The sequence below is a fragment of the Streptomyces sp. NBC_01750 genome, assembly GCF_035918095.1.
Classification (GTDB): Bacteria; Actinomycetota; Actinomycetes; order Streptomycetales; family Streptomycetaceae; genus Streptomyces.
Map to the genome: position 1 here is coordinate 1354545 of NZ_CP109137.1, position 23559 is coordinate 1378103.

Below are 23559 nucleotides of genomic sequence, written 5' to 3' on the forward strand. Positions count from 1 at the left end.
CCGGTACGAAACAGATCCGGTCGGCATCAAGGAACGTTCCGGCGGGAGTGCGCAGATGGATCACAGCGGGCACGGCATGACGATGGATCTGCCGCCGTTCACGCTGGGGCGAGGGCTCGAGTACTCACCGGATCCGTTCTTCCTGGCCGGCTGTCTGCTGGGGCTGGCTCTTTACGGCTGGGGCGTGCTGCGGCTGCGCGCGCGCGGCGACAGGTGGCCGGTCAGCCGCACCGTCTTCTTCACCCTCGGCGTACTGAGCGTGGCGCTGGTGATGTGCACCAGGCTCAATGACTACGGCATGGTCATGTTCAGCGTGCACATGATGCAGCACATGGTGATCAGCATGCTCTCGCCGATCGTGCTACTGCTCGGCGCGCCGGTGACGCTGGCGCTGCGCGCGCTGCCGGTCGCGGGCCGGGGCCGCAAAGGGCCGCGCGAGCTGCTGCTGGCCCTGCTGCACAGCCGTTACCTGCGCGTCGTCACGCACCCCGCCTTCACCATCCCGCTCTTCATCGCGAGCCTGTACGCGCTCTATTTCACCCCTCTCTTCGACTTCCTCATGGGGTCCAGGACGGGACACGCGTCGATGATGGTGCACTTCCTCGCCGTGGGCCTGGTCTTCTTCTGGCCGATCATGGGCGTGGACCCGGGGCCGCACCGGCCCGGCTATGTGATGCGCATGCTGGAGCTCTTCGCCGGCATGCCGTTCCACGCCTTCTTCGGTATCGCGCTGATGATGGCGACCGAGCCGATGATCAAGGCGTACGAGAATCCCCCGGCCTCGCTCGGTATCGACGCGCTCACCGACCAGAACGCGGCGGGCGGCATCGCCTGGGCGTTCAGCGAGATCCCCTCGGTACTGGTGCTGATCGCGCTGGTCTTCCAGTGGTACCGCTCCGAGCAGCGGCAGGCCAGGCGGTCGGACCGTGCCGCGGACCGCAACGGGGACAAGGAGCTCGAGGCGTACAACGCATATCTCGCCTCGCTCCAGGCGCGCGGGCAGTAGCGCGGAGCCCTCCTCCCGGGTGACGATGATTCCGACGGCCGTGGCCGTCGGAGGAGGGCGCGCATGTCCGGATCCACGAAGGCGATGGGAGTGCTCACCGTCGGGACCCTGGTGGTCGTGACGGCCTACACGGCAGCACTCGGAAGCAATGGCTGGCTCTGGTTCGGCTGGGTTGTGCTCGGTCTGGTGACGATCGGGGTGGTCGCGTCGCGCACCGGCTGACGAGTGGGCCTCAGAAGCGGAAGACGACTCCGGTCGCCACGTCGAGCGCGCACGCGTTCGGATAGGTCCTGTGCCAGGCAATGGGGAGGCCGCGCCAGGTGCCGGTGGCACTGACCGTGACCGGGTCGAATCTTCTGTCGCACGGTCGCGGATCGCCGGGCAGCGCGTCCAGGTCTCCGTCGGCCGCGGAGAGTGCCGTGCAGGCGGCACCGGCGTGCGGGTGCGGTCCGTCGGTCTGCGCCGGGCACTGCAGCACGACCCCGCGGATCCAGGTGTTCTCGGAACCCGACACGGTCAGGAGCAGGCCCTGGGCGGGCATGGGCACCTCGTCGGCGGTATGCGCGGGCGAGGCCGCTGCGGGGGCAGCGGCCGAGAGGGCGATGATGGCGGCTGCGGCGAACGTGGCAGTGCGGTGCATCGAGTACTCCAGGGGCTCGGGCCCGACGCGCGGTCGGGTCGGGCACAGGGCCAGAGCACCTTTCTATGCCGGCGCAGGCAAGTGGCCGCGCCGCCGGGGTAGCGCGTACGGGCGCGGCGATTCGCCCGCCCGACAGATATGACGTGCCGTCACCAGGCCTGACCCGCCACGGAGCCCGGGTCCGCCCCGGTACGGGCACCAGCCCAAGGGCACCGGAAGATCTGACATAGCATCAGGAACTTCGGAGTTGAGCCCTCATTGAGTCAGTATCTGTCCGGTCCCAGACGCTTACACTCGGTGACGGCTGCACCTAGACTGACCCTCCCCCGGCATACCTGATGACCTGGCACAACGCAGCCCTGGAGCCGGTTCCGCGGAGTGAGGAGCGCCCCTTGTTCTATTACGTGCTCAAATACGTCATTCTGGGGCCGCTGTTGCGGTTGCTGTTCCGGCCCAGGATCGAGGGACTCGAGCACATCCCCGCGGAGGGCGCGGCGATCGTCGCGGGCAACCATCTCTCGTTCTCGGACCACTTCCTGATGCCGGCCATCATCAAGCGGCGCATCACCTTCCTCGCGAAGGCCGAGTACTTCACGGGCCCGGGCCTGAAGGGCCGGCTGACCGCCGCGTTCTTCCGCAGCGCAGGGCAGATCCCGGTGGACCGCACCGGCAAGGAGGCCGGCAAGGCGGCCATCCGCGAGGGGCTGGGAGTTCTGAGCAAGGGCGAGCTGCTGGGGATCTACCCCGAGGGCACCCGCTCGCACGACGGCCGTCTCTACAAGGGCAAGGTCGGTGTCGCGGTGATGGCGCTCAAGGCGCAGGTGCCGGTGGTGCCGTGCGCGATGGTGGGGACGTTCGAGATCCAGCCGCCCGGACAGGTCATGCCGAAGATCAAACGGGTCACCGTCCGCTTCGGCGAGCCGATGGACTTCTCGCGGTACGCGGGCATGGAGGACGAGAAAGCGGCCATCCGCGCCGTGACCGACGAGATCATGTACGCGATCCTCGAGCTGTCCGGCCAGGAGTACGTGGACCGCTACGCCGCCGACGTGAAGGCGGAACTGGAGCAGCCGAAGAAGTTCCCGCGGCGAAGAGGCTGAGAGCGAATCTGCGCTCGGCGAATCGGCCTGGCCCGGCGTCCACCGCGCACCTAGCGTGCCTTCCATGACCAGAGGAAGCGTGTTCGTGCTCGGTGCGACAGGACAGGTGGGACGGGCCGCGGTGACCGCGCTCGCCGCGGACGGCTGGGAGGTACGGGCGGCCTCGCGCGGCGGCGGCCGGGACGAGCGGTGGCCCGATGACGTACAGGTGGTCCGGGTCGACCGGGCCGACGACGCGGCTCTGGCCGCCGCGCTCGGCGACGGCTGCGACGTGCTGGTGGACATGGTCGCCTACGGACAGGGCCACGCACGGCAGTTGCGGGCGCTCTCCGACCGGATCGGCTCGGCGGTCGTGATCTCCAGCGGCGCGGTGTACGAGGACGACCGGGGCCGCAACTTCGACACCCAGGACACGCCCGACGGCTTTCCGCGCTATCCGGTGCCGATTCCGGAGTCGCAGCGGGTCGTGACGCCCTCAGAGGCGACGTACAGCACCCGCAAGGTGGCACTGGAGCGGGAACTGCTGGCGGCGGGCGACGAGTTGCCGGTGACCCTGCTGCGCGCGGGCGCCATCCACGGAGTGCACTGCCGTGGTCCGCGCGAACTGTTCTTCGTGAAGCGAGCGCTGGACCGGCGGCCGGTGCGCGTCCTCGCGTACAACGGGCAGTCCCGCTTCCACCCCGTCCATGTCGGCAATCTGGCCGAGTTGATCCGGCTGGCGGCGGCAATGCCCGGCGCAAGAGTGCTCAACGCCGGTGATCCGGACGTGCCGAGCGTCGCGGAGATCAGCGCGGGAGTGGACGCGGCGCTCGGCGTGAGAAGCGAGACCGTCCTCATCGACGGACCGGCGCCGGTGGGCACGGTCGGTCTCACTCCGTGGGGAGTGGACCATCCGATCGTGTACGACATGACGGCGGCGGAGCGGGAGTTGGGGTACCGAGCCGTCACCGGCTACGCCGAATCGCTGCCGACGACCGTCGAGTGGCTCGCCCGGCAGCTCGACGGCCGCGACTGGCGCGAGATCTTCAGCGGACTCGTGAAGTACGAGGACGACTGGTTCGACTACGCGGCGGAGGACTCCTGGCTGAAGCAAGCGCGGTGAGCGACCGGAGACATTTGCCGAGTTGATCGCCCCGCTGGACCGGCGGGGCACGGCCGGACCGTGCGCCGGCGCTGCGTTGCGTACGGTCGGCCGCACGGCGGTCGCGGAACGGCGGCCGGCGCCGGCTGAGGTCCGCAAGCGAAAAGGAGGGGCGGCCGTGACCGGCCGCCCCTCCCGTAACACTGCGCCTTACGGCTTCGGCGTGGCGTGCGGAGTGCACGTCACATCGCTGCCGTCCAGCTTGCCGCTGAGCAGGTAGGCGTCCACCCGCCCGTTGATGCACGGGTTGACCAGGCCGGTCACACCGTGCGAGCCGGCGTCCTTCTCGATGATCAGACGCGAGCCCTTGAGCCGCTTGTGCAGCTCGACGGCGCCGTCGAAGGGAGTGGCGGCGTCACGCGTGGACTGCACGATCAGCACCTGCGGCAGGCCTTTGCCCGTCTTCACGTTGACCGGGGTCTGCTGCTTGGACGACCAGGTGGCGCACGGGAGGTTCATCCAGGCGTTGGCCCACGTCATGAAGGGGTAGTCCTTGTGGAGCCGGGTGTTGTCCCGGTCCCACTTCTTCCAGCTGGTCGGCCACTTGGAGTCCGCGCACTCGACAGCCGTGTAGACGGCGTTGCCGTTCTCCGAGGCGATGTTGCCCGCGGTGTCGGACAGGTCGGGCGCCGCGGCGTCGACCAGTGCCTGGGTGTCACCGGCGAGGTACTTGCTCCAGGTCTGGGCGACGGGCGCCCAGGAGGAGTCGTAGTACGGCGCGCTCTGGAAGAAGCTGATGAGCTCCGCCGGTCCGACGACCCCGCCGAGCGGGCTCTTCTTGGCGGTGGCCCGCAGCTTCAGCCACTGCTGCTCGACCTTCTCGGGGGTGTCCCCGATGTGGAAGGTCGCGTCGTTCTTGGCGACCCAGGCCTTCCAGTCGTTCCAGCGCATCTGGAAGGCGACGTCCTGGTCGAGGTTGGCCTCGTACCAGATCTTCTCGCGCGAGGGGTTGACCACGCTGTCGACGATCATCCGGCGCACATGGCCCGGGAACAGCGTCGCGTAGACCGCGCCGATGTACGTGCCGTAGGAGACGCCCAGGAAGTTGAGCTTCTTCTCGCCGAGGGCGGCCCGGATGACGTCCAGGTCGCGCACGGTATTCGGCGTCGTCATGTGCGACAGCATCCAGCCGCTGCGCTCGGCGCAACCGTCCGCGTACTCCGCGGCGAGCTTGCGCTGGGCGCGCTTGTCGGCCTCGCTGTCCGGCACCGGGTCGGCCTTCGGCGCCTTGACGAACTCCTGCGGGTCGACACAGGAGATGGGCGTCGAGTGGCCGACGCCCCGCGGGTCGAAGCCCACGAAGTCGTACGCCTTCGCGGTGTTGGCCCAGAGCGGGTTCTTGTTCGTGACCCGGGTCGGGAAGCGCATGCCCGAGCCGCCGGGGCCGCCGGGGTTGTAGACCAGGGCGCCCTGGCGCTCTGCCTTGGTACCGGTGTTGCCGATCCGGTCGACGGCTATCTTGATCTGCTTGCCGTTCGGCCGCGCGTAGTCGAGCGGCACGCTCACCCAGCCGCACTGGATGGGCTTGGCGAAACCCCAGTCCGCCGGGCAGTCCGCCCAGTCGATGCCCCGCTTGGCGGCCCGCGCCGCGGCCACCTGAGCGCCGCGGGCCTCGGACCAACCGCTCTGGCGGCTCTCGGCGTTGGCCGCCGGAGCCACGATCGCGCCCGTTATGAGGGTGCCCGCGATCAGAGTGCCGGCCGAGCCGAGCACTGCTGTGCGTCTCACGTAGAACTCCCCCTTCTGTAGTCGAGTTCTCCGGGGGGATCCTTTCGTCTCCGGGGCAGCCGGGAACAGATCGGACTGGTGTTTCTTTACCGAACCAATAACCGGTAAGTAGTGTCCCGCTGAGCGGTGCACCGAAATGACCGGGATCTCCCGGTTCCCTCAATCGGACAGTTCCGCGTGCAGCACCTCGTCGATTACGCGGCGCAGTTGACGGGCGTCGGGCGCGACGGCATTGACCAGTACGGCAGGACCGGCGAGCGGCGTAAGAGCCGCGTTCGGGCCCAGCAGCCTGGGCTCCGCGGGCTTCTCCTCGAACGCGGGGTCCACAATGAGGAGTTGACCCACGGCCCGGTGGCCGCCCAGTACCGCCCCGCCGTCCCAGCCACCGGGCGCGCCGGGTCCGTAGCCGAGCTCCTGGTCCAGCAGAGGGCGTCCGGCGCGGTGGACGGTGAGACGGGTCGAGAGGGTGCCGGGCTGCTCGCCGTACCGGCCGAGGATCTGCTCCTCGCGGAGCACCAGCCGTGCGGTGGCGGCGAGTTCGACGCGGGTACGCATCCGCAGATCGCTGCCGCGCGCGGAGATGAGCGGTTCCGGCAGCCAGCGCAGTTCGGCGTGGTCGCACACCTTCAACCGGACGTCGTAGCGGGCCTGTTCGGGGATGCGTCCGGGCAGTGCGATGGTCGCCGCGGCGGAGTCGACGGCGAGCCGGGTGCCGTCCTCCACCCGAACCTCGATGGCGAGCCGGTCACCGCCGAGCGGTGCGCTCATCGCGCCGACGACGGTGACCCGGGTGAAGGCACCGGTGGCTCTGGTGCGGCGCAGTGCGAGCGGCCCGTCGCTCTCCAGCACCGGCAGTCCGTCCCGGGTGGCGACGATACGGGCCGTGGCCTGGATGCTCATGCGGTCCAGGCGGCGAGCTGCGCGCGCACCCAGTCGGCGACCGGTGCCACCCCTTCCCCGCCCTTCAACGAGGTGAAGGCGACGGGGAGTTCACCGCGCTGCTCCTTGGCATCCCGCGCCATCCGGCCCAGGTCGGAGCCGACGTACGGCGCGAGGTCGGTCTTGTTGATCACGAGCAGATCGGCGGTGGTGACGCCCGGGCCGCCCTTACGGGGGATGTCGTCGCCGCCTGCCACATCGATGACGAAGACCTGAGCGTCGACAAGGCCCTTGGAGAAGGTCGCGGTGAGATTGTCGCCACCGGACTCGACGAGGATCAGGTCGAGGGGGCCGACGCTCTCCTCCAGGTCCTCGACCGCTTCGAGGTTGGCGGAGATGTCGTCGCGGATCGCGGTGTGCGGGCAGGCGCCGGTCTCGACGGCCTGGATGCGCTCGGGCGGCAGTACCGCGTTACGGAGCAGGAATTCGGCGTCCTCGCGGGTGTAGATGTCGTTGGTGACGACGGCGATGGACAACTGGTCGCGCAGGGCGCGGCAGAGCGCGGCAACGGTCGCGGTCTTGCCGGAACCGACGGGGCCGCCGAGACCGATACGCAGGGCGCGACGAGCGCCGTCGGGGCGCACGGCGTCGGCACTGACAGCGGACGGGCCGTGGTCGGAGTGATCGAGGTGCATGGTGCGGCTCCTGTCGGTCCTACGAGGCGAAGAGGCGTACGGGCCAGGCTGCGTGGGCCTCCGCGGTGAGGTCGAGCAGCGGGGCGGAGGCGGCGGGCAGCACGTCGAGCCCTTCGACGGCCGCCGCGGCCGCCGCGCGCGCCGCCTGTCCGGCGACGGCGTCGAGTTCGGGCGCCAGCCGGGCCAGCACCGCCGTCGCCTCGAACGGGTCGAGGCTGAGGAGACGTACGGCCGCGGTGGCCGGGCCGCTGACCGCCTCGTACACGACGCAGTGCGCCGCGTCCTCGGGGCCGAGGGCCGCGGAGCGGGCGGCGAGCCCCAGTACGACCGGCTGGTGTGCGCCGCGCGGGCGGGCCGCGGCAAGCGCGTCGAGCTCCTGGCTCGGCCAGGTGGAACGGGCGGCCCGCATCATCTGCCGGCCGAGTTTGCGGGCGGTGGCCCGCAGGGCGGGCGAGGGGGTACGGGCGTCGGCGGCCTCGTCCAGCGCCAGCGGGTCGAGACCCAGGGCGGCCGCGGCGGCGAGCGCCGCCGCGGTGAGGCCGGTGGTGTGCAGTCGGCCCCGGCAGAATTCGGCCAGGTCCCGGGCATCGCGTATGCGGCCCGCCTTGACGGCCGGCTCGGCACCGCCGGAGTGGGCGTGGCCCCCGGCGGGGAATCGGCCGTCGGCGAGGACGAGAAGTGCGGCGCGGCTCATCGCGTACTCATCAGAAGAGGAAGTAGCGCTGGGCCATGGGCAGTTCCACCGCAGGTGCGGGCTCGACCACATCGCCGTCGATGGTCACCGTGAAGGTGTCGGCGTCGACCTCGACACGGGGCAGCGCGTCGTTCTCCCGCATGTCCGCCTTGGTGATCCGCCGGGTGTTCTTGATCACTGCGAACTGCTTGTCCAGGCCCAGGCGTTCGGGCAGTCCGTCCTCGATCGCCGCCTCGGCGACGAAGTTGAGCGAGCTCACCGACGCCGCCCTGCCCAGCGCGCCGAACATCGGCCGGGGCAGCACCGGCTGCGGAGTCGGAATGGAGGCGTTGGCGTCGCCCATCTGCGCGTACGCGATCTGGCCGCCCTTGATGACGAGCTGCGGCTTGACGCCGAAGAAGGCCGGCTCCCAGAGCACCAGGTCGGCCAGTTTACCCGTCTCGACCGAGCCGATCTCGTGGTCGAGGCCTTGAGCGACCGCCGGGTTGATCGTGTATTTGGCGACATAGCGACGTGCCCGGTGGTTGTCGGCGCGACCGTCGCCGGGCAGTGCTCCGCGGCGCTTCTTCATGACGTGCGCGGTCTGCCAGGTCCGCATCACCACCTCGCCGATGCGTCCCATGGCCTGCGAGTCGGAGGAGATTATCGAGATGGCGCCGAGATCGTGCAGGAAGTCCTCGGCCGCGATGGTGGAGGGCCGGATCCGGGACTCGGCGAAGGCGAGGTCCTCCGGGACGGCCGGATTGAGGTGGTGGCAAACCATCAGCATGTCGAGGTGTTCCTCGATGGTGTTGACGGTGTGCGGCCGGGTCGGGTTGGTGGAGCTGGGCAGGACGTACGGCTCGGAGACCACGGTGATGATGTCCGGTGCGTGCCCGCCGCCCGCGCCTTCGGTGTGGTACGCGTGGATGGTGCGTCCGGCGATGGCGGCGAGCGTGTCCCCGACGAAGCCCGCCTCGTTCAGCGTGTCCGTGTGGATGGCGAGCTGGGCGCCGCTCTCGTCACAGACGCTCAGACAGGCGTCGATGACGGCGGGGGTCGACCCCCAGTCCTCGTGGATCTTGAATCCGAGCGCTCCGCCGCGCAGTTGGGAGTGCATGGCCTCGCGGGACATCGTGTTGCCCTTGCCGAGCAGTCCGATGTTTACGGGGAGGGTGTCCAGTGCCTCGAACATCCGGGCGAGGTGCCAGGGACCCGGGGTGACGGTGGTGGCCTTGGTGCCCTCGGCCGGGCCGGTGCCGCCGCCGACGAGGGTGGTGACACCGGTCGCCAGGGCCTGGTCGATGAGGGTCGGCGAGATGAAGTGGACGTGCGCGTCGATGGCGCCCGCGGTGACGATCTTCCCGTTGCCGGCGATGACTTCGGTCTCGGGACCGATGACGAGATCGGCGTGAACGCCGTCCATTGTGTCGGGGTTGCCGGCCTTGCCGATGCCGGTGATCCGGCCGTCGCGGATGCCGATGTCGGCCTTGACGATGCCCCAGTGGTCGATGATGACCACACCGGTGACGACCGTGTCGGGTGCGCCTTCGGCCCGTGTCGTACGGGACTGGCCCATCGACTCGCGGATCACCTTGCCGCCGCCGAACACGGCCTCGTCCCCGGCGAGTCCGGGCCCCCCGGAACGGTCCTCCTCGATCTCGACGACCAGGTCGGTATCGGCGAGCCGGATGCGGTCACCGGTGGTGGGGCCGAAAAGATCGGTGTAGACAGCGCGGTTCAGCTCAGGCATCGAGGGGACCTCCGGTCTCGCCGCGCAGCCCCGGCACGACCCGTGCACCGGTGAACGGGACGAGTTCGACGTCGACGGGGATGCCGGGCTCGAAGCGCACGGCGGTGCCTGCGGCGATGTTCAGCCGCTTGCCGCGGGCGGCCGCGCGGTCGAAGTCCAGACCGGGGTTCGCCTCGGCGAAGTGATAGTGGGAGCCGACCTGGACGGGCCGGTCGGCGGCGTTGACGACAGCGAGTCGGGTGACCTCGCGGCCCGCGTTGAGGGCGATGGGGCCGTCGGCGAAAAGGATCTCTCCGGGAATCATCCGCGTACCTCAGACGATCGGGTCATGGACGGTGACGAGCTTGGTGCCGTCCGGGAAGGTCGCCTCGACCTGCACGTCGTGGATCATCTCGGGGATGCCCTCCATGACGTCGGCACGGGTGAGCACCTTGCGTCCCGAGGCCATGAGTTCGGCGACGGTACGGCCGTCCCTCGCGCCTTCGAGTATGTGAGCGGTGATCAGCGCGACGGACTCGGGATGGTTCAGCAGCACCCCCCGCGCGCGACGCTTCTCCGCCACGTCGGCAGCCACATGAATGAGCAGTCGTTCCTGCTCGTGCGGGGAGAGTTGCATGGGCCCACCTCACTGTCGTCCGGCCCCGCCTGGACGCAGCGGGAACACAGCTCACTTCACACTCCGCTGAGCTGTGCGCGGGAGTCTCCCGACCTGGGGGTGAACGGTAAGGCGCAAGTTTTTCCGGCGCGTTAACTGATCTCGGGATCTCCCATGGACATCAGCGCCCGGAGTCCGTCCTCCAGGACCTCGACCTGCACATCACCGAAGAGCGCCTGCTGGGCGATGAAGCCCTGGGCGGTGGCGATGAGGGTGCGGGCCACATGGTCGGCGGGTACATCTGCGGCCATCAGGCCGCTGTCGCGATAGGCGTCCACGAGCTTCGACCAGGCCTGGCGCATGCCGACATACCCCTCGTCCAGCGTGGCGGCGAGCTGCTCGTTTCGCAGGGTCTCGGTCCACACCTGCACGATCAGCCGCGCAAACGCCTGCCGGTCGCCGCCGGGCACCTGCTCCTCCAGCATGACGCGCAGCACACGGCCGAGAAGTACGTCGGGGGTGGGCGGCGGGGTGCTCCTGGCGGCCTCGTCGAAGGCCCCGCGGATCGCGCTGAACGCCTCATCGGCGATGGCCGCGATCAGCTCCTCCTTGCTGCGGAAGTACCGGTAGACCGCGCCGGCCGACAGGCCTGCCTCACGGAGGATGTCCTGCATCGACGTGGCGTGGAAGCCGTTGCGGGCGAAGCAGCGGGCGGCGCCGTCCAGGATCTGGCGGCGGCGGGCGTCGAGGTGTTCCTGGGATACGCGGGCCATGCCGTCCAACCTAAAACGAACATTCCTTCTTGACAAGGAAGCGAGCCCGGCGCGACAGTCAGGGCAACAACAAAAACGAACGATCCTTCTCTTTGAATCGAGGGCCATCATGTCCGCCACCTCCACCCGCCGAATGATCGCGGTGATGGTCCTTGTCCCAGCCCTGGTGGCGCTGGCCCTCTGGGCCTTCGCGTGGCCGGCCGCCCGAATCGCGCCCCGTGACGTACCCATCGGCATCGCCGGACCGGCGGCAGCGACCGCACAGCTGGAGCAGCGATTCGAACAGCGCGAGGGAGCCTTCGACGTACACCACTACGACGACGAAGCCGCCGCCCGCTCCGCGATCGAGGACCGGGTCGTATACGGAGCTGTGGTCGTCACCACCGAAGGACCACGACTGCTGACCGCATCGGCGGCCAGTCCGGTCGTCGCCCAGCTCCTCAAGGAGGCCGTCACCTCACAGGCTCCGGCCGGTACCCAGGTACAGATCACGGACGTGGTGCCCACGCCCTCCGGTGATCCGCGCGGCAGCGCTCTGGCGGCGAGCATCCTGCCGCTGGCTCTGGCCGGTGTCGCGGCCGGCGCCGTCGTGACCCTGCTGGGACTCCGCGGGGCCCGCGCGGCAACCGCACTGATCGGCACCGCCGTCCTGGTCGGCATCACCGCCGCCGTACTCGCCGACAGCTGGCTCGGCGTGCTCACCGGCCCATGGTGGGCCCAGGCCGGAGTACTGGGCCTGACCGTCCTGGCCATCGGCGCGGCCGTGGCCGGGCTCGCGGCCCTGATCGGTACACCGGGGCTCGCGCTCGGAGGACTTCTCATGGTGCTCATCGGCAACCCGTTCTCGGGTGCCGCGAGCGCGCCCGAACTCCTGCCGGAGCCTGCCGGACTGATCGGCCAGTGGCTGCCGCCGGGCGCGGGCGGGACGCTGCTCCGGTCGGTGGCGTACTTCGAGGGCAACGCCGCCGGGGCGGCCGTCCTCACCCTCTCGCTCTGGGCCGCACTCGGACTGGCCGCGGTTGTGGCAGGCGGGCGCCGTGCCGGGCGACCGGTCGTGGCCGCGGATCATCGCGAGGCCGAAGCGGTACCCGTCGGCTGAGCCCTTCGAGGCCCGTCGGCCGAGCAATTCGCGGCGCATCGGGGCCCATCGACCGGCCGCGCGTCCCCGCTGTAGCGGACGGGGACGCGCGGCCTCTTCGCGTGCCGGCGCGCGTTCGCGTGATGGCGCGCGCTCAGCCGCGCCGGTCGGGGGGGCGGTGCTCGGCACCGAGACCGAAGCGCCCGCGTTCGCCGGAAACGGACGCGACCGAGCCGAGCGAGGAGACCGAGCTGATCACCTGCTCCTCGGCAGCCTCCTGATCCTTCTCGAGTCGTTCCAGGTCAGCGGCGGAGACCAACGCTACGAGGGGCTTTCCGTGCCGGGTCACGACGACACGCTCCCCGCCGTAGACAACGCGGTTGATCAGTTCGGCGAGCTCTGCGCGGGCTTGCGTCACCGGAATCTCGTAGGCCATGGCTCCCAGCTTACGGGCCCTCCTTGGCGTCCATAGCGTCCAGGGAGAGCGCTAAATCCCAGGTCACTGCCACGTCGGACAGGGCGAAAACGCCAGTCTGTGAGACAGGTGTGAGACGAGCCCGCCGATCTCCTTAGCTCCCGTTCGCACCCTGTGTCACCGTTCGGTCACACTGGCGGCATGCCGGGCCTGTACGCCGCATGATGCCTCCAAGACACCTGGGGGCCTCATGAACACCCGCACCACCGTTGCTGTCGCAGCAGTCCTTTTCATCAGTCTCGCCGGCTGCGGCACGGCCGAAAGCAAGACTCCCGGCGAAGCGGAGACGCCGACGGTCGGGGCCGCTTCGACACCAAGCCTCAGCGCAGTCGATCAGCTCAGGAACTGGAGAGACACGGGCGGATCAGACCAGCTGAGCACGATCACCGCCGACCTCACCGCCGTCAACAAGGACTCCCATCCGGTCAACCTGCCGGGCCTCAGGAAGAGTTGCCCACGAATGACCGCCGACCTCGAAGCAGCCCAGAAGGGTGATCCGATGCCGGACAAGACGTTGGCCACCCGCTGGTCCCTGGCCCTCGAGCACCTGGCCGCATCTGCGGCAGCGTGCGCCCAAGGCGCCAACAGCGAAGACCAAGCCTCGTTCGACACCATGGCGGCAGAGATGTCGATCGGCACAGAACACCTCGTAGCCGTCAACGATCGGCTGACCGAGATCATCGGCTCATGACCGGGGATAGGGCTGCGCAGCCGCGCATGTTCAACCGCCGTTGGCATCGCTGGGCTTTGGCCGCGGCGCCAGCCGTCAGCCTCACCGCATTAACGCCCGTGCCATTCGTTGTCGCTTGGCGTCGACGCATCGTTGGGTGGCGCACAGTTGCCACGTACACGCTGAACAGCCCTACAAGGGCCCCCAGCCGCAGCCCCCAGAGGACTTCCAGGGCGGCGACACCTGGGGCAACGGCAGACATCAAGGTCTGCAACATCAAGGGGGCCGACATCACCGTCAGTCAGTCCCCTGGTCACTGGCCTACAGCAAACGGCACCAGCATCGACATCACCAGCTCCTCAGGCGGCGACTCGCCGAAGCCCGAGTTCCCAATGGACAAGACACTGAAGCCGATGCGCGCGCGGCCTGATCGCCTTCCCGGTGCCCAGCGGCAAGCGCCCGGAGAACCTCGCGTACGAGCCCGACGGGGTCCAGCCCACCGAGTGGGCCATCCCCAAGGCGTAGCCGGGAGGTGGGCGCCCGTGGCGGGCAACCCGCGCAACGGGCGCCCCTACCGCCGCCTCGTCGCCGCCGTGAAAGCCCTCGGTGACCCGTGCGCACGCTGCGGCCACAACATCGACCCAGCCCTCGACCCGCGAGACTCCTGGTCGTTCACCCTCGACCACATCGTCCCGCTGTCCAAGGGCGGCGACCTGCTCGACCCGGCGCGGACGGCAGGGACGGGCAGGCGTGCCCGGCCGGCTACAGCTGGCAGGCGCCGAAAGATGACCCCGACGCGCTCGTCTGCCGCAAGGACGGCGCACCCGCGCCGGACGACAAGCCGGGCCTGCTGTCCCTCGGCCTCGACCCGCAACGCCGCCAGTACCCGTAACGCAATACGTAAGGCAGTGCGCCCCCTCCTTCGGGAGGGGGCGCCTTTCTGCGTCCGGGGTCAGGCCAGTGGCGTCGACAGGTGCGCCGCCGCGATGGCGTCGATCCGCGCGGCTAGGTCGAAGTCGGCGGCCGTCAGCCTGTAGCCAGCGTCGTGCGTGGTGATCGCGATCTTCAAGTGGTCGATCCGCAGGTCGATGTCGGCGTGATGCCCGATGCGCCGCTCACGGTCGGCGATGTGCACAATCATCGCGACGCCCGCGTGATACCGGATCTCGACCCGGCGCGTGATCTCATCCCCCGCCCGCGTCCACTCCGGCAGCTTGCTCAGCCGCTCCTCAATCTCCCCATCGGTCAGCGGCTTCGGTACGCCTGCCACGTCATCCCCTCTCGGTCACCGGTGCCAGTACCTCGGCGAGGTCCCGGCCGACGGGCGTATCGTGCCATGGCCGCATGGCTCCCTCGAGGGTGGCCAACTCCCGGGCCATGCGTGCGGATCGGGTTTCCACCGCGATCTCCGCAGCGGTGCGGGCGATCTCGAGAGCGTGGTCCGGTTCCCGCGCTGCCGCTGCCGCGGTGGCATGACGGGCGAGGTACACCCCGCGGTCCCTGCGGGCCGTCTCCGGGACGACCGTCAGCACTTGGGACCACAGCGAGTCGGCTTCGCGGCCGAGGCCGAGCCGTCCGTAGCAGGTGGCGCGCTGCACCTCGAGGTATCCGGGCGTCCTGCGGCAGGCGTTGCCCCATGGGAGATCGTCGTCGACGCGGCCGAGGAGCCCGTCCGCCTGGTCGAGCAGGTGGTCCACGGCGGTACGGTCCCCGGTGAGGCTGGCTCCGTGCGCCTGCTGCTGCATGGCCATGATGCGGACCTTCGGCAGAATCCGAGTGGTGTCGTCGAGGGCGGCCTCGCACAGGTCGATGACCGCGTGCCCGTCCCCCAAGTCGGTTCTCACCTGGGCCTGATTGACCAGGCTGTAGCCGATCAGATGCGGGTCGCGGGACCGCATCGCTATCTCCTGCGTCACCCCGCGCCAGAAGCTCGCCCCGTCCATGTCGCCCGCGTCCTGGTACAGCCAGCCCACCAAGGCGGCGTAGGCCGCGCCGACTCGGAGCAGGCCGCGGCGCGTCTCGCCCTTCGCGCTGCGGATCAGCTTGTCGATCAGCTGGTACTGCGCGCTGACGGTGCCGATCAAGTCGTGCGGGCCGAGGAACATATCCGCCCGGTAGTGGCCCTCGAGCTGCTGCTGGAAGTAGTCGATCAGCGTGGGGTCGACGTGCTGCGGGGCAACGGGCCCGGCGATGAGCGCGGCGGCGGTGACGGAGACAAAGGCCCTGCGTTTCACGTCGTCCTCTTGGTGGTGCTCGGGCCGGATCCAGCCGGGCGGTGTGGTGAAGCCGAGGTCTTCGGGCCAGTGGCCGAGCGCGTCGTGCAGCACGATGGCGGTTTCTTCCGCCGGCCAGCCGGGACGGCCACCCTCCCACCGGCGCCACGTCCGCGCGGACACGGTGAACTGGCAGTCGTCGAGGAGCTGTTGCCCGTGCTCCTGGAGCGCCGTGGCCGCGGCCTCGACGGTGCGCCAGCCCTTCCGTAACCGGGCCGCTCTCAATGCGTCGTTGCGGCTCACGCGCCCAGTCTGAGGTGTCATTGCCCATGTCCTCGGCCATGGCCGCTACGTGGCCACGCGTGGCCGTACCGCGACCTATTTGGGTCCCGACGTGCACGCCCATCATCCACGTGTGACTACCGGACGTACACAGATCGCGACAGGATCCGACCCTTCGGCTGACGACCAAGAGGCCACGGCCGAGGACCGGCCGCGCGCTTTCATCTACGACCGGCACGCCACCACGTCGACTGTCATTCTCGACATCCGCCTCGACCGGTGCCGCGCATACGCGGAGTCCCGCGGCTGGGACGTCGCGGGTATCTGGCTCGACCTCGGCGACCACGCCCTGAGTCATCACAGGCCGCAGTTCGACGCGCTGTGTGTGGCCATGGACAGGGCCCCCGGTCGGATCGTGTGCCTCGTCGACGGCTGGGACCGGCTTACCCGGGACGCCTCGCAGAGCTCGGTCATGCGGCACCGCGTCGGGCAGACAGGCGGGCACTGCGTGACGGCCGAGGGCGAGAGCGACGCGCCTGCCGAGAAGCAGCGCGGTCGGCTCTGCACACCCCACTGAACGCCCGTCCCGACCGGATGACTCCGGCCAGGAACCCCCGGCCGGGACGGGTTGCACGGACAGCGAACATCCGAGAGAGAGGACACCACTGATGGGCACCATCAGCAATGGCATCACGACCAAGCCGTTCGAGAACTCGCACGCCCTCGGGCTGGACTGGCGCAAGGCGAGCAGGACCGACCTTGACCCGATCCTGAAGGACTGCGTCATCCTCGCCGAGGCACCGGACGCCAAGGACCACCCGCACTACAACATCCCGAACGGCACCCGCATGGTCGCCCTCTCCGACGACAAGGACATGGACAGCCCGGTACTGCACTTCAGCCGGGCCGAGTTCACCAAGTTCGCCGAGGGCATCAAGGCCGGCGAGTTCGATGACTTGATGGCCACCGATGCGGAGATGGAGCAGGCCACCGCCGCCGCGGCCGTCTGACCATGGACGCGATCCAGGTAGGGCAGGCGTTCGCGAGCATCGAGCGGTTCCGCCACACCCGGTGCCGGGAATGCCAGAGTCAGCAGACCGTCCCGCTGATCAATCAGGGTGTTGTCATCGTCTCGTGCGAGAACTGCGGAGGCGCCACCCGCAAGGGCCGTCTCGCGCAGCCGGCCACCGCCTAGTTCCCTGACCGGCCCGGTCTGTCTGCGCCCCCCGTCGCGGACAGGCCGGGGCTTCCCCTTTGCAGTTCCTCGATTCAGTTCGCGTGAACTCGCTTGCAGTGCAAGGATGCTGGCTGCTCACGGCTTCAAGGGGGACGTCTTGGCCTGGCTACTCACGCTTGGGGTAGCGCTCGTAGTGGCTGTTCTACAGACCTGGCTTCGCTTGGTCTCGCGGGAGCCTCGCCCGGGCGAGAAACACGCGTTGACCATCGACGACGCGGTCTTCTGGATCGACTGGATTGTTACTGCAGCTGTCGCCTTCTGCGGCGCCTTGCTGGCCGCCAGCCTTGAGGGAAAACCAATCGATGCGGCAACGGTAGCGACAGCACTCGTCGTCATCATCCTGGGGCTGACCTTCATGCCGTTCGGAGTCCGAATGGTTTGTTACGACGGCACGGGCGTAATCAAGGGCTGGGTGCACGTTGTGGTAGCAGATCTAGCGGGGCTGCTGGTACTGCTCTCATCCGTCGTAGCGGGGGTCAAGACCTATGCGTGACGCAAAGCGATGGACGGCGTATGCCGCTCTCCTCGTGGCTCCGATTGCCGCCGGAGGATCGATCGTTGTGGCGTCCGGACTGGCGAGTTTCGATGCCCTTGCCGCTCTGATTGGTGGAGGGATCGCTGCCGTGACGGCATGGTTCGCCAGCCGCCGGAACGGGGTCTCCAGTGAAGACGACGACCACACTCCGCGTTAGGCGTCGCTGAGCAGTGGGCGCCTGCGAACCTTGGCCTGAGGAACCGCTCGAGCGGCAGGCCGAGCGCGGCGGCGAGGGCGTCGGCTACAGCAGGGCGGCTGTGCCGAGTCGGCCTCGTACTTGAGGATCGCCCCTCCGCTGCGCCCGACGTGGGCGGCAAGCTGGGCGGCGGACAGTCCGACGAGGCGGCGCTCGTCGCGCAAGCGTGGTCCATCAAAGGCGCGCACGGGGACCCCAGACATGAGCAGCAGCGGGCGGAGGACCGTTCCGCGGGCCCGATTTGGCCCGCCCGTCTCGCTGGCATCCGCATCACGCGGTGGTCTCGCGGCACCGTCCTGGTCCGCCTTTCGCCTGCCTGTTGCCGAGCCGCTGTTCCTGGTGGACATCACGCCCCAGGCATCACGCCTGCGGAACCCTGGCTGTTGGCTGCGCTCGGTCGTCCTCTACCTGGAACGATACTCCAGGGTGCCTAGGATTCATAGGTAGAGATTGACGCTCGACTTCGATTCGATGACGCGATGGGTGGTCTGGGTGAGATATCAGCCCGCTCGCTGATAGCGAAACCGTCTCTGACCTGTTGCTTCTCCTCGATCACTAGGCCATGCTCCCCATCATCACCTTCTGTACGTCCTGTACATTTTTTACAGAGGTCGCATCCGAGGAGAGGTACGCCATGAGCCGCCCTGCCGCCCGCTACGTCCTGCCCCAGTTCACCGAGCGCACCAGCGCGGGAGCCCGCACCCTCGACCCGTACTCGAAGCTGCTCGAGGAGCGGATCATCTTCCTCGGGACCGCCGTCGACGACACCTCCGCCAACGATGTGATCGCGCAGTTCCTGCATCTCGAGTACGCCGCCCCGGACCGGGACATCTGCCTGTACATCAACTCCCCCGGCGGCTCGCTCGGCGCCATGTCCGCGATCTACGACACGATGCAGATCGTCACCTGCGACGTGGAGACGACCTGCCTGGGCCAGGCCGCATCGACCGCCGCGCTGCTGCTCGCCGCCGGCGCCCCGGGCAAGCGGATGGCGCTGCCGGGCGCCCGGATCGTCGTCCAGCAGCCCGCCACCGAGGAGGGGTTGCAGGGCCAGCTGTCCGATCTGGATATCCAGGCACAGGAGTTGCTGCGGCTGCGCGCCCAACTCGCCGAGATGCTTGTACGCCACACCGGCCAGACCCCGGAGCGGATCGCCGCGGATCTGGAGCGCGACAAGATCTTCGATGCCGAGGGCGCCAAGACATACGGCTTGGTGGACCACGTGATCAGGAACCGCAAGGCGTCGCTCGCCGACACCAGTGCCCCGTGAGCGCCCGATGCTGCCACCCGAACTGCCGCCGCTGCCCGCGCTGACCCGCGCCGAGGCCGAATTCATCGACAGCTATCTCGAAGTCGTCGATCTGCTGGGGCGGATCAACCCGGCCCGCGCCACGCACACCTACGGCGCACTGCGCGCGGCGCAGGCCCTGCTCGGCAAGGCGGCCGCACTCAAGGACGCCCTGACGCTGATGCATGTGCGCGGCGAGAGCGAAGTACACGCGGCGACCCTCGCCGAAGCCCTCAGGGTGCTCGACGGCGAACGCAGGGCGGGCCGGGTGACGATGCCGCCCGCTTCCCCGAGTTGACGAATCCGCCACATTCGTCTACGCCAACGGGGTATCGGGCAGCCTCCCCCATTCGGTGTAGTCACGATCCCGACCGCGGTACCGCACAACTTGCACAACCCGACTACCGATCTGGCGGAATGAGGCGTTCCGCTGCTGGTGCGGCGTTCCTCAGGGGTCGCGGGCCGGTCACTAAAACGGCCCTGTCCACCCGAACAGGTCAGGGGTGACGAGCCTCACAAACCGTCGTTTCGACTCGGAAATCCGGCACGGCATGAGTCAAGATCCCTGGGACGACAAGCCCCCGCCACCTCGGCGGGGCGGTCCGGGCGGACGCTGAGTCCTGCCGCCGCTCCGGATGTCTGGTCGACAGGAGTGCATCGGCAGGAGTGGAGGACCCAATCGTGACGGGGTGACCGGGCAGTCCGGTCGTCCCTAGGGGTGAAGCCGCATCAGCGGCCGGGCATCTTCGTCCGTCCGAACCCGACAGGTCATCCTTCACAGGCGGTTGACGAAGGGTTGCGCATGACTGCGCAGATTCATGTCCCGTCTCTGACTCTGATGTCCCGGGCGAGTGCCGTATCGGCCCTGACACTTGCCGCCGTCGGCGGCACCCTGCTGGCGCCGGGCACCACTTCCGAGGCTCACGCGGCTACGGCCTACGCGAGCAAGGCGCTCAAGGTGGCCGCATCGAAGAAAGGATCGCCGTACCGGTACGGCGCCACGGGCCCGCACCGCTTCGACTGCTCGGGCCTGACGCTCTACTCGTACAAGAACGCGGGCAAGAAGCTGCCACGCACCGCCCAGCAGCAGTACAACAGGACCAAGCATGTCTCGGCCGCCTCCCGGCAGCGCGGGGACCTGGTCTTCTTCCACTCCGGAAGCTACGTCTACCACGTGGGGATCTATGCCGGCGGCGGCAAGATCTGGCATTCGCCCAAGAGCGGCACCGTGGTGCGGCTGGAGAAGATCTGGACGAAGAGCGTCTGGTACGGCCGGGTGCGCTGACGGCCCGCGGCTCACCGCCCGCGTCTCGACGCTCTCGGCCAGTCGCTCACGGTCCGCCGGTCGCCGACGGTTGTCGGTGACCGGCGGACCGGGCGGCCCGGAGGCTCAGCGCGCCAGCGGCTCGGCCAGCAGCGTCACACCCAGCGCGGTCAGCGCCCCACCGGTGACGCCTTCCACGGCCCGGGTCGTGCCCGGGCGGCGCAGCCACTGCCCGAGCCGGTCCACCAGCAGCGCCACCAGCGGGAACCAGAGCAGAGCCAGTGCGACGACGACGGCGGCGAGCAGCAGAGTGCGCGGCAGCACCGGAGCACCGTCCGGCACGAACTGCGGTAGCAGGCTGAGGAAGAGCACCGGCGCCTTCGGATTGAGGACGTTGGTGAGGAAGCCCTGCCGCAGACTGCGCCCCGTGCCGCCGGCCGGCTGCCCCTCCGGATCCCGCGCGGCGAGCGGCGGACGCAGCGCGCCGCGCACCGCCCGTACACCCAGATGGAGCACATAGACCCCGCCCGCGATCTGCAGCGTCCGGTACAGCACCGGCACGGCGACCAACACAGCCGCGAGCCCGGCGACCGCCAGCGCGGTGTGCACCAGCAGTCCCCCGGCGACCCCGACGGCGCAGGCCACCCCCGCACGCCGGGAGGCGAGGGCGTTGCGTACGACGACGGTGAAATCCGCGCCCGGCATCGCGACCATGCCGGCTGCGACCCCCGTGAAGGCGACCAGTTGTGCGTCCATACCCGCCATCCTGGACCCGCACCGGCCTTAGCTTGTACTTGCAATCTTCAGGGTCCGCCTAAAGCAATGCTTAAGGTGATGCCATGTACGACCCGACACGGCTGGCGGCGCTGGTGGCGGTCGCGGAGGCCGGTTCGATCACCCGCGCCGCCGCCCGACTGGGCTACACCGCACCCGCGCTCTCCCAGCAGATGGCCAAGCTCGAGCGGGAGGCGGGGGCGCCCCTGCTGGTGCGGCACCACCGCGGGGCCCGGCTGACGGCCGCGGGCGAGCTGCTGGCGGCACGGGCCCGCCGAGTGCTGGACGAGATGGACCAGGCACGGCACGAACTGGCCCGGCTGGCCGGTCTTTCCGGCGGGCGGCTGCGCGTCGGCACCTTCACCACGGCCGGTATCCATCTGCTGCCGCCGGTTCTGAGCGCCTTCCGCCGGGCGCACCCGGACGTGGAACTGACCGTCGCGGAGTACGAGCCGCCGGGCGGGGTCCTGGCGGTGGCGGCCGGCGAGGTGGATCTGGCGCTGACCCATACGTACGAACCGGCCGAGCCGGCTCCACCTCCGGCGGGAGTGGCTCTGGAACCGCTGCTCGTGGAGGAGTTGGTGCTGGTGACGGCACCCGGTCACGCGCTGGCGGGCGGCTCGGGCAGGCTGCCGGTGGCCGATCTCGCCGGGCAGCCGCTGGTCAGCAGCGCAGCCTCGCATCCGCCGCGCAAGGGCGTGGAAGGAGCCTTGGCGCGGGCCGGCGCTACTCCTGCCGTGGCGGTCGAGTCGCCGGGCTATGCGCTGGTGTGCGCACTGGTCAGTGCGGGGCTCGGCGTGGCGGTGGTGCCGGAGATGGTCGCCGCGATGGCCGCGACGCCGCTCGGTGTACGGCAGTTGGAACCGGCGGACTTCCGGCGGACGATTTCGGTCGCACACCGGGGCGAGGAATCCTCGCCAGCGGCCGAGTCTCTGCGGGCTCTGCTGCGCGGCGCGTTCGGCCGCGCAGGGAACTGACGGCAGAGACAGTGGTTATCAGCTCTGGACCGGAACGATCCAGGGCAGGGCGATCCAGACGGTCTTGCCGCCCTCGGGGGTCGGTGCGACGGAGAGTTGTCCACCGCACTCGGCGGTCAGGCTGCGGATGATGACCATGCCGCGGCCGTTGTCCTGGCGTACGGCCGCGGGCAGCCGCTGCGGCCAGCGCGGGTGACTGTCGGTGACGCCGATGCGAAGCTGCTCGTCACGGTCGAGACGAAGGTCGACGGTGAAGGTCGGCGACTGGCCGAAGGTGTGCTGGATGGCGTTGGTGGCGAGTTCGGAAACGATCAGCCGCACTGTGTCGACGGCCTCGGTCTCGATGGGCAGACCCCATTCGGCGATGACGTCTGTGGCGTATCTCCGGGCGGCGGAGACCGAGGCGGGATCGCTCGGCAAGGTGACGGAGGCTTCCTGATGGTCGGCCATGGCGACGCTGTCCCTTTCCCACCGGGCCGGCTCCGACTCGTAGCGGATGAAATGCGAGGACGGCCACGGATTGCGCTTCGCGCCAGAGTGCCACCGATCGTGCCGTCAGGGACGGCGATCCACCAAGATATGCATATATCTGTCGCTCAAAGCAGTGAACTCTGCTACGCGAGACCGTATTTGGGCACAGACTCACACCTTGGTCACGACCGGAAGATCAATGCGACGGAAGCACAGCCGGAGAGACGGCCGGAAGGACGGGAAGGGAGAGCGGGCGATGCAGCAGGGTCCCGCGGTACGCCGCCGCAAGCTCGGCGAGGAGTTGCGGAGGCTGCGGCTGGCCGCGGGCCTCACCAGCAGGGACGCCGCACGGCTCGCCGGGTGGCACCAGTCGAAGGTGAGCCGCATCGAGACCGGAATCAGCGGGGTCAGGACGTCGGACGTCACTCTGCTGCTGGATGTGTACACGGTAGCCGATCCTCAACTGCGCGCGCTGCTCGAGACCTTGGCCGGTGCGGCCGACGGTATGGGCAGCCGGTGGTGGCATGCGTACCGCGGACTGATCCCTCCCGAGTACCGGGACTTCATCAGTCTGGAGGACCAGGCATGCGCCGCGCGGACGCTGGAGACTTCGGTGGTGCCGGGACTGCTGCAGACGCCGGACTATGCCCGCGCGGTGACCCGGGCGGCGCTGGTGGATCTGCCCGCCGCCACGGTGAACTCGCTGGTGGAGGTGAGGCTGACCCGCCAGTCGGTGCTCCGGGCGGAGAAGCCGTTGGAGCTGTGCGCGGTGCTCGACGAGGCGGTGCTACGGCGCGAGGTGGGCGGCCGGCGGGTGATGCGGGACCAGTTGCGGGGGCTGGCGGAGACGGCTCAACTGCCCCATGTGCGGCTCCAGGTACTGCCGTTCTCGGTCGGCGGCTATGTCGGCCTCACGGGACCTTTCGTTATTTTCTCTTTTCCGAACACTTCTGATCTGGACGTGGTTGTTCTCGACCACTTGACGAGTAGCCTCTACCTCGAGCGGAAAGAAGACCTTGAGGTGTACTGCGCCGCCTTCCACGCGATGCAGGCGCGGGCCCTTGCACCCGAGGACTCATTGGATCTCATCGCACGGATCAGTGATGGCTCGTAGGA

Annotated in this window: 29 protein-coding genes and 1 riboswitch; of the genes, 15 read left to right on the top strand and 14 right to left on the bottom strand. The window is 69.2% G+C overall.

The window, feature by feature from the left end; translation table 11 throughout:
• The first annotated feature begins 55 nt into the window (after positions 1-55).
• Both OG966_RS05910 and OG966_RS05915 read left to right on the top strand, forming a co-directional pair.
• Complete coding sequence (locus OG966_RS05910; RefSeq protein WP_326648347.1) at positions 56-1006, top strand: cytochrome c oxidase assembly protein; 951 nt, start codon at positions 56-58, stop codon at positions 1004-1006.
• A gap of 63 nt (positions 1007-1069) precedes the next feature.
• Positions 1070-1228 carry a hypothetical protein gene (locus tag OG966_RS05915; RefSeq protein ID WP_326648349.1) on the top strand — a complete coding sequence of 53 codons (159 nt, stop codon included), beginning with the start codon at positions 1070-1072 and terminating at the stop codon, positions 1226-1228.
• A gap of 10 nt (positions 1229-1238) precedes the next feature.
• Here OG966_RS05915 and OG966_RS05920 read toward each other — a convergent pair whose 3' ends face one another.
• Positions 1239-1646, bottom strand: a complete 408-nt coding sequence (locus tag OG966_RS05920; protein ID WP_326648351.1) for an SSI family serine proteinase inhibitor — start codon at positions 1644-1646, stop codon at positions 1239-1241.
• A 392-nt stretch (positions 1647-2038) separates the two neighbouring features.
• On the opposite strand from OG966_RS05920, the gene OG966_RS05925 reads away from it, so the two are divergent.
• Both OG966_RS05925 and OG966_RS05930 read left to right on the top strand, forming a co-directional pair.
• Entirely contained in the window at positions 2039-2746 is a 708-nt protein-coding gene (locus OG966_RS05925) for a lysophospholipid acyltransferase family protein (RefSeq protein ID WP_326648352.1), read from the top strand.
• Positions 2747-2810: 64 nt separating this feature from the next.
• A complete protein-coding gene (locus OG966_RS05930) occupies positions 2811-3848 on the top strand; it encodes an NAD-dependent epimerase/dehydratase family protein (RefSeq protein WP_326648353.1) in 1038 nt (345 codons plus the stop codon).
• 189 nt (positions 3849-4037) lie between these two features.
• Here OG966_RS05930 and OG966_RS05935 read toward each other — a convergent pair whose 3' ends face one another.
• From OG966_RS05935 to OG966_RS05970, 8 genes are all read right to left on the bottom strand, one after another.
• Positions 4038-5615 carry an alpha/beta hydrolase gene (locus OG966_RS05935; RefSeq protein ID WP_326648355.1) on the bottom strand — a complete coding sequence of 526 codons (1578 nt, stop codon included), beginning with the start codon at positions 5613-5615 and terminating at the stop codon, positions 4038-4040.
• Between the two features lie 159 nt (positions 5616-5774).
• Complete coding sequence (locus tag OG966_RS05940; RefSeq protein WP_326648356.1) at positions 5775-6515, bottom strand: urease accessory protein UreD; 741 nt, start codon at positions 6513-6515, stop codon at positions 5775-5777.
• A complete protein-coding gene (gene ureG / locus OG966_RS05945) occupies positions 6512-7189 on the bottom strand; it encodes an urease accessory protein UreG (RefSeq protein ID WP_326648357.1) in 678 nt (225 codons plus the stop codon). Before ureG ends, OG966_RS05940 begins: the two co-directional genes overlap by 4 nt.
• Before the next feature lie 19 nt (positions 7190-7208).
• A complete protein-coding gene (locus OG966_RS05950) occupies positions 7209-7883 on the bottom strand; it encodes an urease accessory protein UreF (RefSeq protein ID WP_326648358.1) in 675 nt (224 codons plus the stop codon).
• 10 nt (positions 7884-7893) lie between these two features.
• Positions 7894-9615: an urease subunit alpha gene (locus tag OG966_RS05955; RefSeq protein WP_326648360.1), complete on the bottom strand. Its 1722-nt coding sequence runs from the start codon at positions 9613-9615 to the stop codon at positions 7894-7896.
• Complete coding sequence (locus OG966_RS05960) at positions 9608-9919, bottom strand: urease subunit beta (RefSeq protein ID WP_326648361.1); 312 nt, start codon at positions 9917-9919, stop codon at positions 9608-9610. Before OG966_RS05960 ends, OG966_RS05955 begins: the two co-directional genes overlap by 8 nt.
• 9 nt (positions 9920-9928) lie before the next feature.
• Positions 9929-10231 carry an urease subunit gamma gene (locus OG966_RS05965; RefSeq protein ID WP_326648362.1) on the bottom strand — a complete coding sequence of 101 codons (303 nt, stop codon included), beginning with the start codon at positions 10229-10231 and terminating at the stop codon, positions 9929-9931.
• A 131-nt stretch (positions 10232-10362) separates the two neighbouring features.
• Positions 10363-10983 carry a TetR/AcrR family transcriptional regulator gene (locus OG966_RS05970; protein WP_326648363.1) on the bottom strand — a complete coding sequence of 207 codons (621 nt, stop codon included), beginning with the start codon at positions 10981-10983 and terminating at the stop codon, positions 10363-10365.
• Positions 10984-11092: 109 nt separating this feature from the next.
• Between OG966_RS05970 and OG966_RS05975 the strand changes: the two genes are divergently transcribed.
• Positions 11093-12082, top strand: a complete 990-nt coding sequence (locus tag OG966_RS05975; protein ID WP_326648364.1) for an ABC transporter permease — start codon at positions 11093-11095, stop codon at positions 12080-12082.
• Positions 12083-12215: 133 nt separating this feature from the next.
• Here the strand turns inward: OG966_RS05975 and OG966_RS05980 are convergent, their stop codons facing one another.
• Complete coding sequence (locus tag OG966_RS05980; RefSeq protein WP_326648365.1) at positions 12216-12497, bottom strand: type II toxin-antitoxin system Phd/YefM family antitoxin; 282 nt, start codon at positions 12495-12497, stop codon at positions 12216-12218.
• A gap of 229 nt (positions 12498-12726) precedes the next feature.
• Here OG966_RS05980 and OG966_RS05985 point away from each other — a divergent pair, with 229 nt between their 5' ends.
• Positions 12727-13227, top strand: coding sequence for a hypothetical protein (locus tag OG966_RS05985; protein WP_326648366.1), 501 nt, complete (start codon positions 12727-12729; stop codon positions 13225-13227).
• A gap of 931 nt (positions 13228-14158) precedes the next feature.
• Here the strand turns inward: OG966_RS05985 and OG966_RS05995 are convergent.
• Entirely contained in the window at positions 14159-14476 is a 318-nt protein-coding gene (locus tag OG966_RS05995) for a 4a-hydroxytetrahydrobiopterin dehydratase (RefSeq protein WP_326648367.1), read from the bottom strand.
• 1 nt (position 14477) lies between these two features.
• Positions 14478-15722, bottom strand: coding sequence for a Twin-arginine translocation pathway signal (locus OG966_RS06000; protein ID WP_326648368.1), 1245 nt, complete (start codon positions 15720-15722; stop codon positions 14478-14480).
• Between the two features lie 112 nt (positions 15723-15834).
• Here OG966_RS06000 and OG966_RS06005 point away from each other — a divergent pair, with 112 nt between their 5' ends.
• The 7 genes from OG966_RS06005 (at position 15835) to OG966_RS06035 (ending at position 20242) form a co-directional block, all read left to right on the top strand.
• Complete coding sequence (locus tag OG966_RS06005; protein ID WP_326648369.1) at positions 15835-16278, top strand: recombinase family protein; 444 nt, start codon at positions 15835-15837, stop codon at positions 16276-16278.
• A 91-nt stretch (positions 16279-16369) separates the two neighbouring features.
• Entirely contained in the window at positions 16370-16711 is a 342-nt protein-coding gene (locus OG966_RS06010; protein WP_326648370.1) for a DUF397 domain-containing protein, read from the top strand.
• Positions 16712-16713: 2 nt separating this feature from the next.
• The gene (locus tag OG966_RS06015) at positions 16714-16896 is read left to right on the top strand and encodes a hypothetical protein (protein WP_326648372.1); all 183 of its coding nucleotides are present in this window, start codon (positions 16714-16716) and stop codon (positions 16894-16896) included.
• 241 nt (positions 16897-17137) lie between these two features.
• On the top strand, positions 17138-17431 hold the full coding sequence (locus OG966_RS06020) for a hypothetical protein (protein WP_326648373.1): 294 nt from the start codon (positions 17138-17140) through the stop codon (positions 17429-17431).
• A gap of 872 nt (positions 17432-18303) precedes the next feature.
• Positions 18304-18939 (top strand): ATP-dependent Clp protease proteolytic subunit, encoded by a 636-nt coding sequence (locus OG966_RS06025; RefSeq protein WP_326648374.1) that lies wholly within the window; start codon positions 18304-18306, stop codon positions 18937-18939.
• Between the two features lie 7 nt (positions 18940-18946).
• Positions 18947-19255 (top strand): hypothetical protein, encoded by a 309-nt coding sequence (locus OG966_RS06030; RefSeq protein WP_326648375.1) that lies wholly within the window; start codon positions 18947-18949, stop codon positions 19253-19255.
• A gap of 345 nt (positions 19256-19600) precedes the next feature.
• A riboswitch (cyclic di-AMP (ydaO/yuaA leader) is annotated at positions 19601-19756 on the top strand.
• A gap of 3 nt (positions 19757-19759) precedes the next feature.
• On the top strand, positions 19760-20242 hold the full coding sequence (locus OG966_RS06035; RefSeq protein ID WP_326648376.1) for a C40 family peptidase: 483 nt from the start codon (positions 19760-19762) through the stop codon (positions 20240-20242).
• Positions 20243-20347: 105 nt separating this feature from the next.
• Here OG966_RS06035 and OG966_RS06040 read toward each other — a convergent pair whose 3' ends face one another.
• Positions 20348-20977, bottom strand: coding sequence for a LysE family translocator (locus tag OG966_RS06040; protein WP_326648377.1), 630 nt, complete (start codon positions 20975-20977; stop codon positions 20348-20350).
• 83 nt (positions 20978-21060) lie between these two features.
• Between OG966_RS06040 and OG966_RS06045 the strand changes: the two genes are divergently transcribed.
• Positions 21061-21972, top strand: a complete 912-nt coding sequence (locus OG966_RS06045) for a LysR family transcriptional regulator (RefSeq protein ID WP_326648378.1) — start codon at positions 21061-21063, stop codon at positions 21970-21972.
• A gap of 18 nt (positions 21973-21990) precedes the next feature.
• Here OG966_RS06045 and OG966_RS06050 read toward each other — a convergent pair whose 3' ends face one another.
• The gene (locus OG966_RS06050; RefSeq protein WP_326648380.1) at positions 21991-22422 is read right to left on the bottom strand and encodes an ATP-binding protein; all 432 of its coding nucleotides are present in this window, start codon (positions 22420-22422) and stop codon (positions 21991-21993) included.
• Between the two features lie 277 nt (positions 22423-22699).
• Between OG966_RS06050 and OG966_RS06055 the strand changes: the two genes are divergently transcribed.
• The gene (locus tag OG966_RS06055) at positions 22700-23557 is read left to right on the top strand and encodes a helix-turn-helix domain-containing protein (protein ID WP_326648381.1); all 858 of its coding nucleotides are present in this window, start codon (positions 22700-22702) and stop codon (positions 23555-23557) included.
• Positions 23558-23559: the final 2 nt, after the last annotated feature.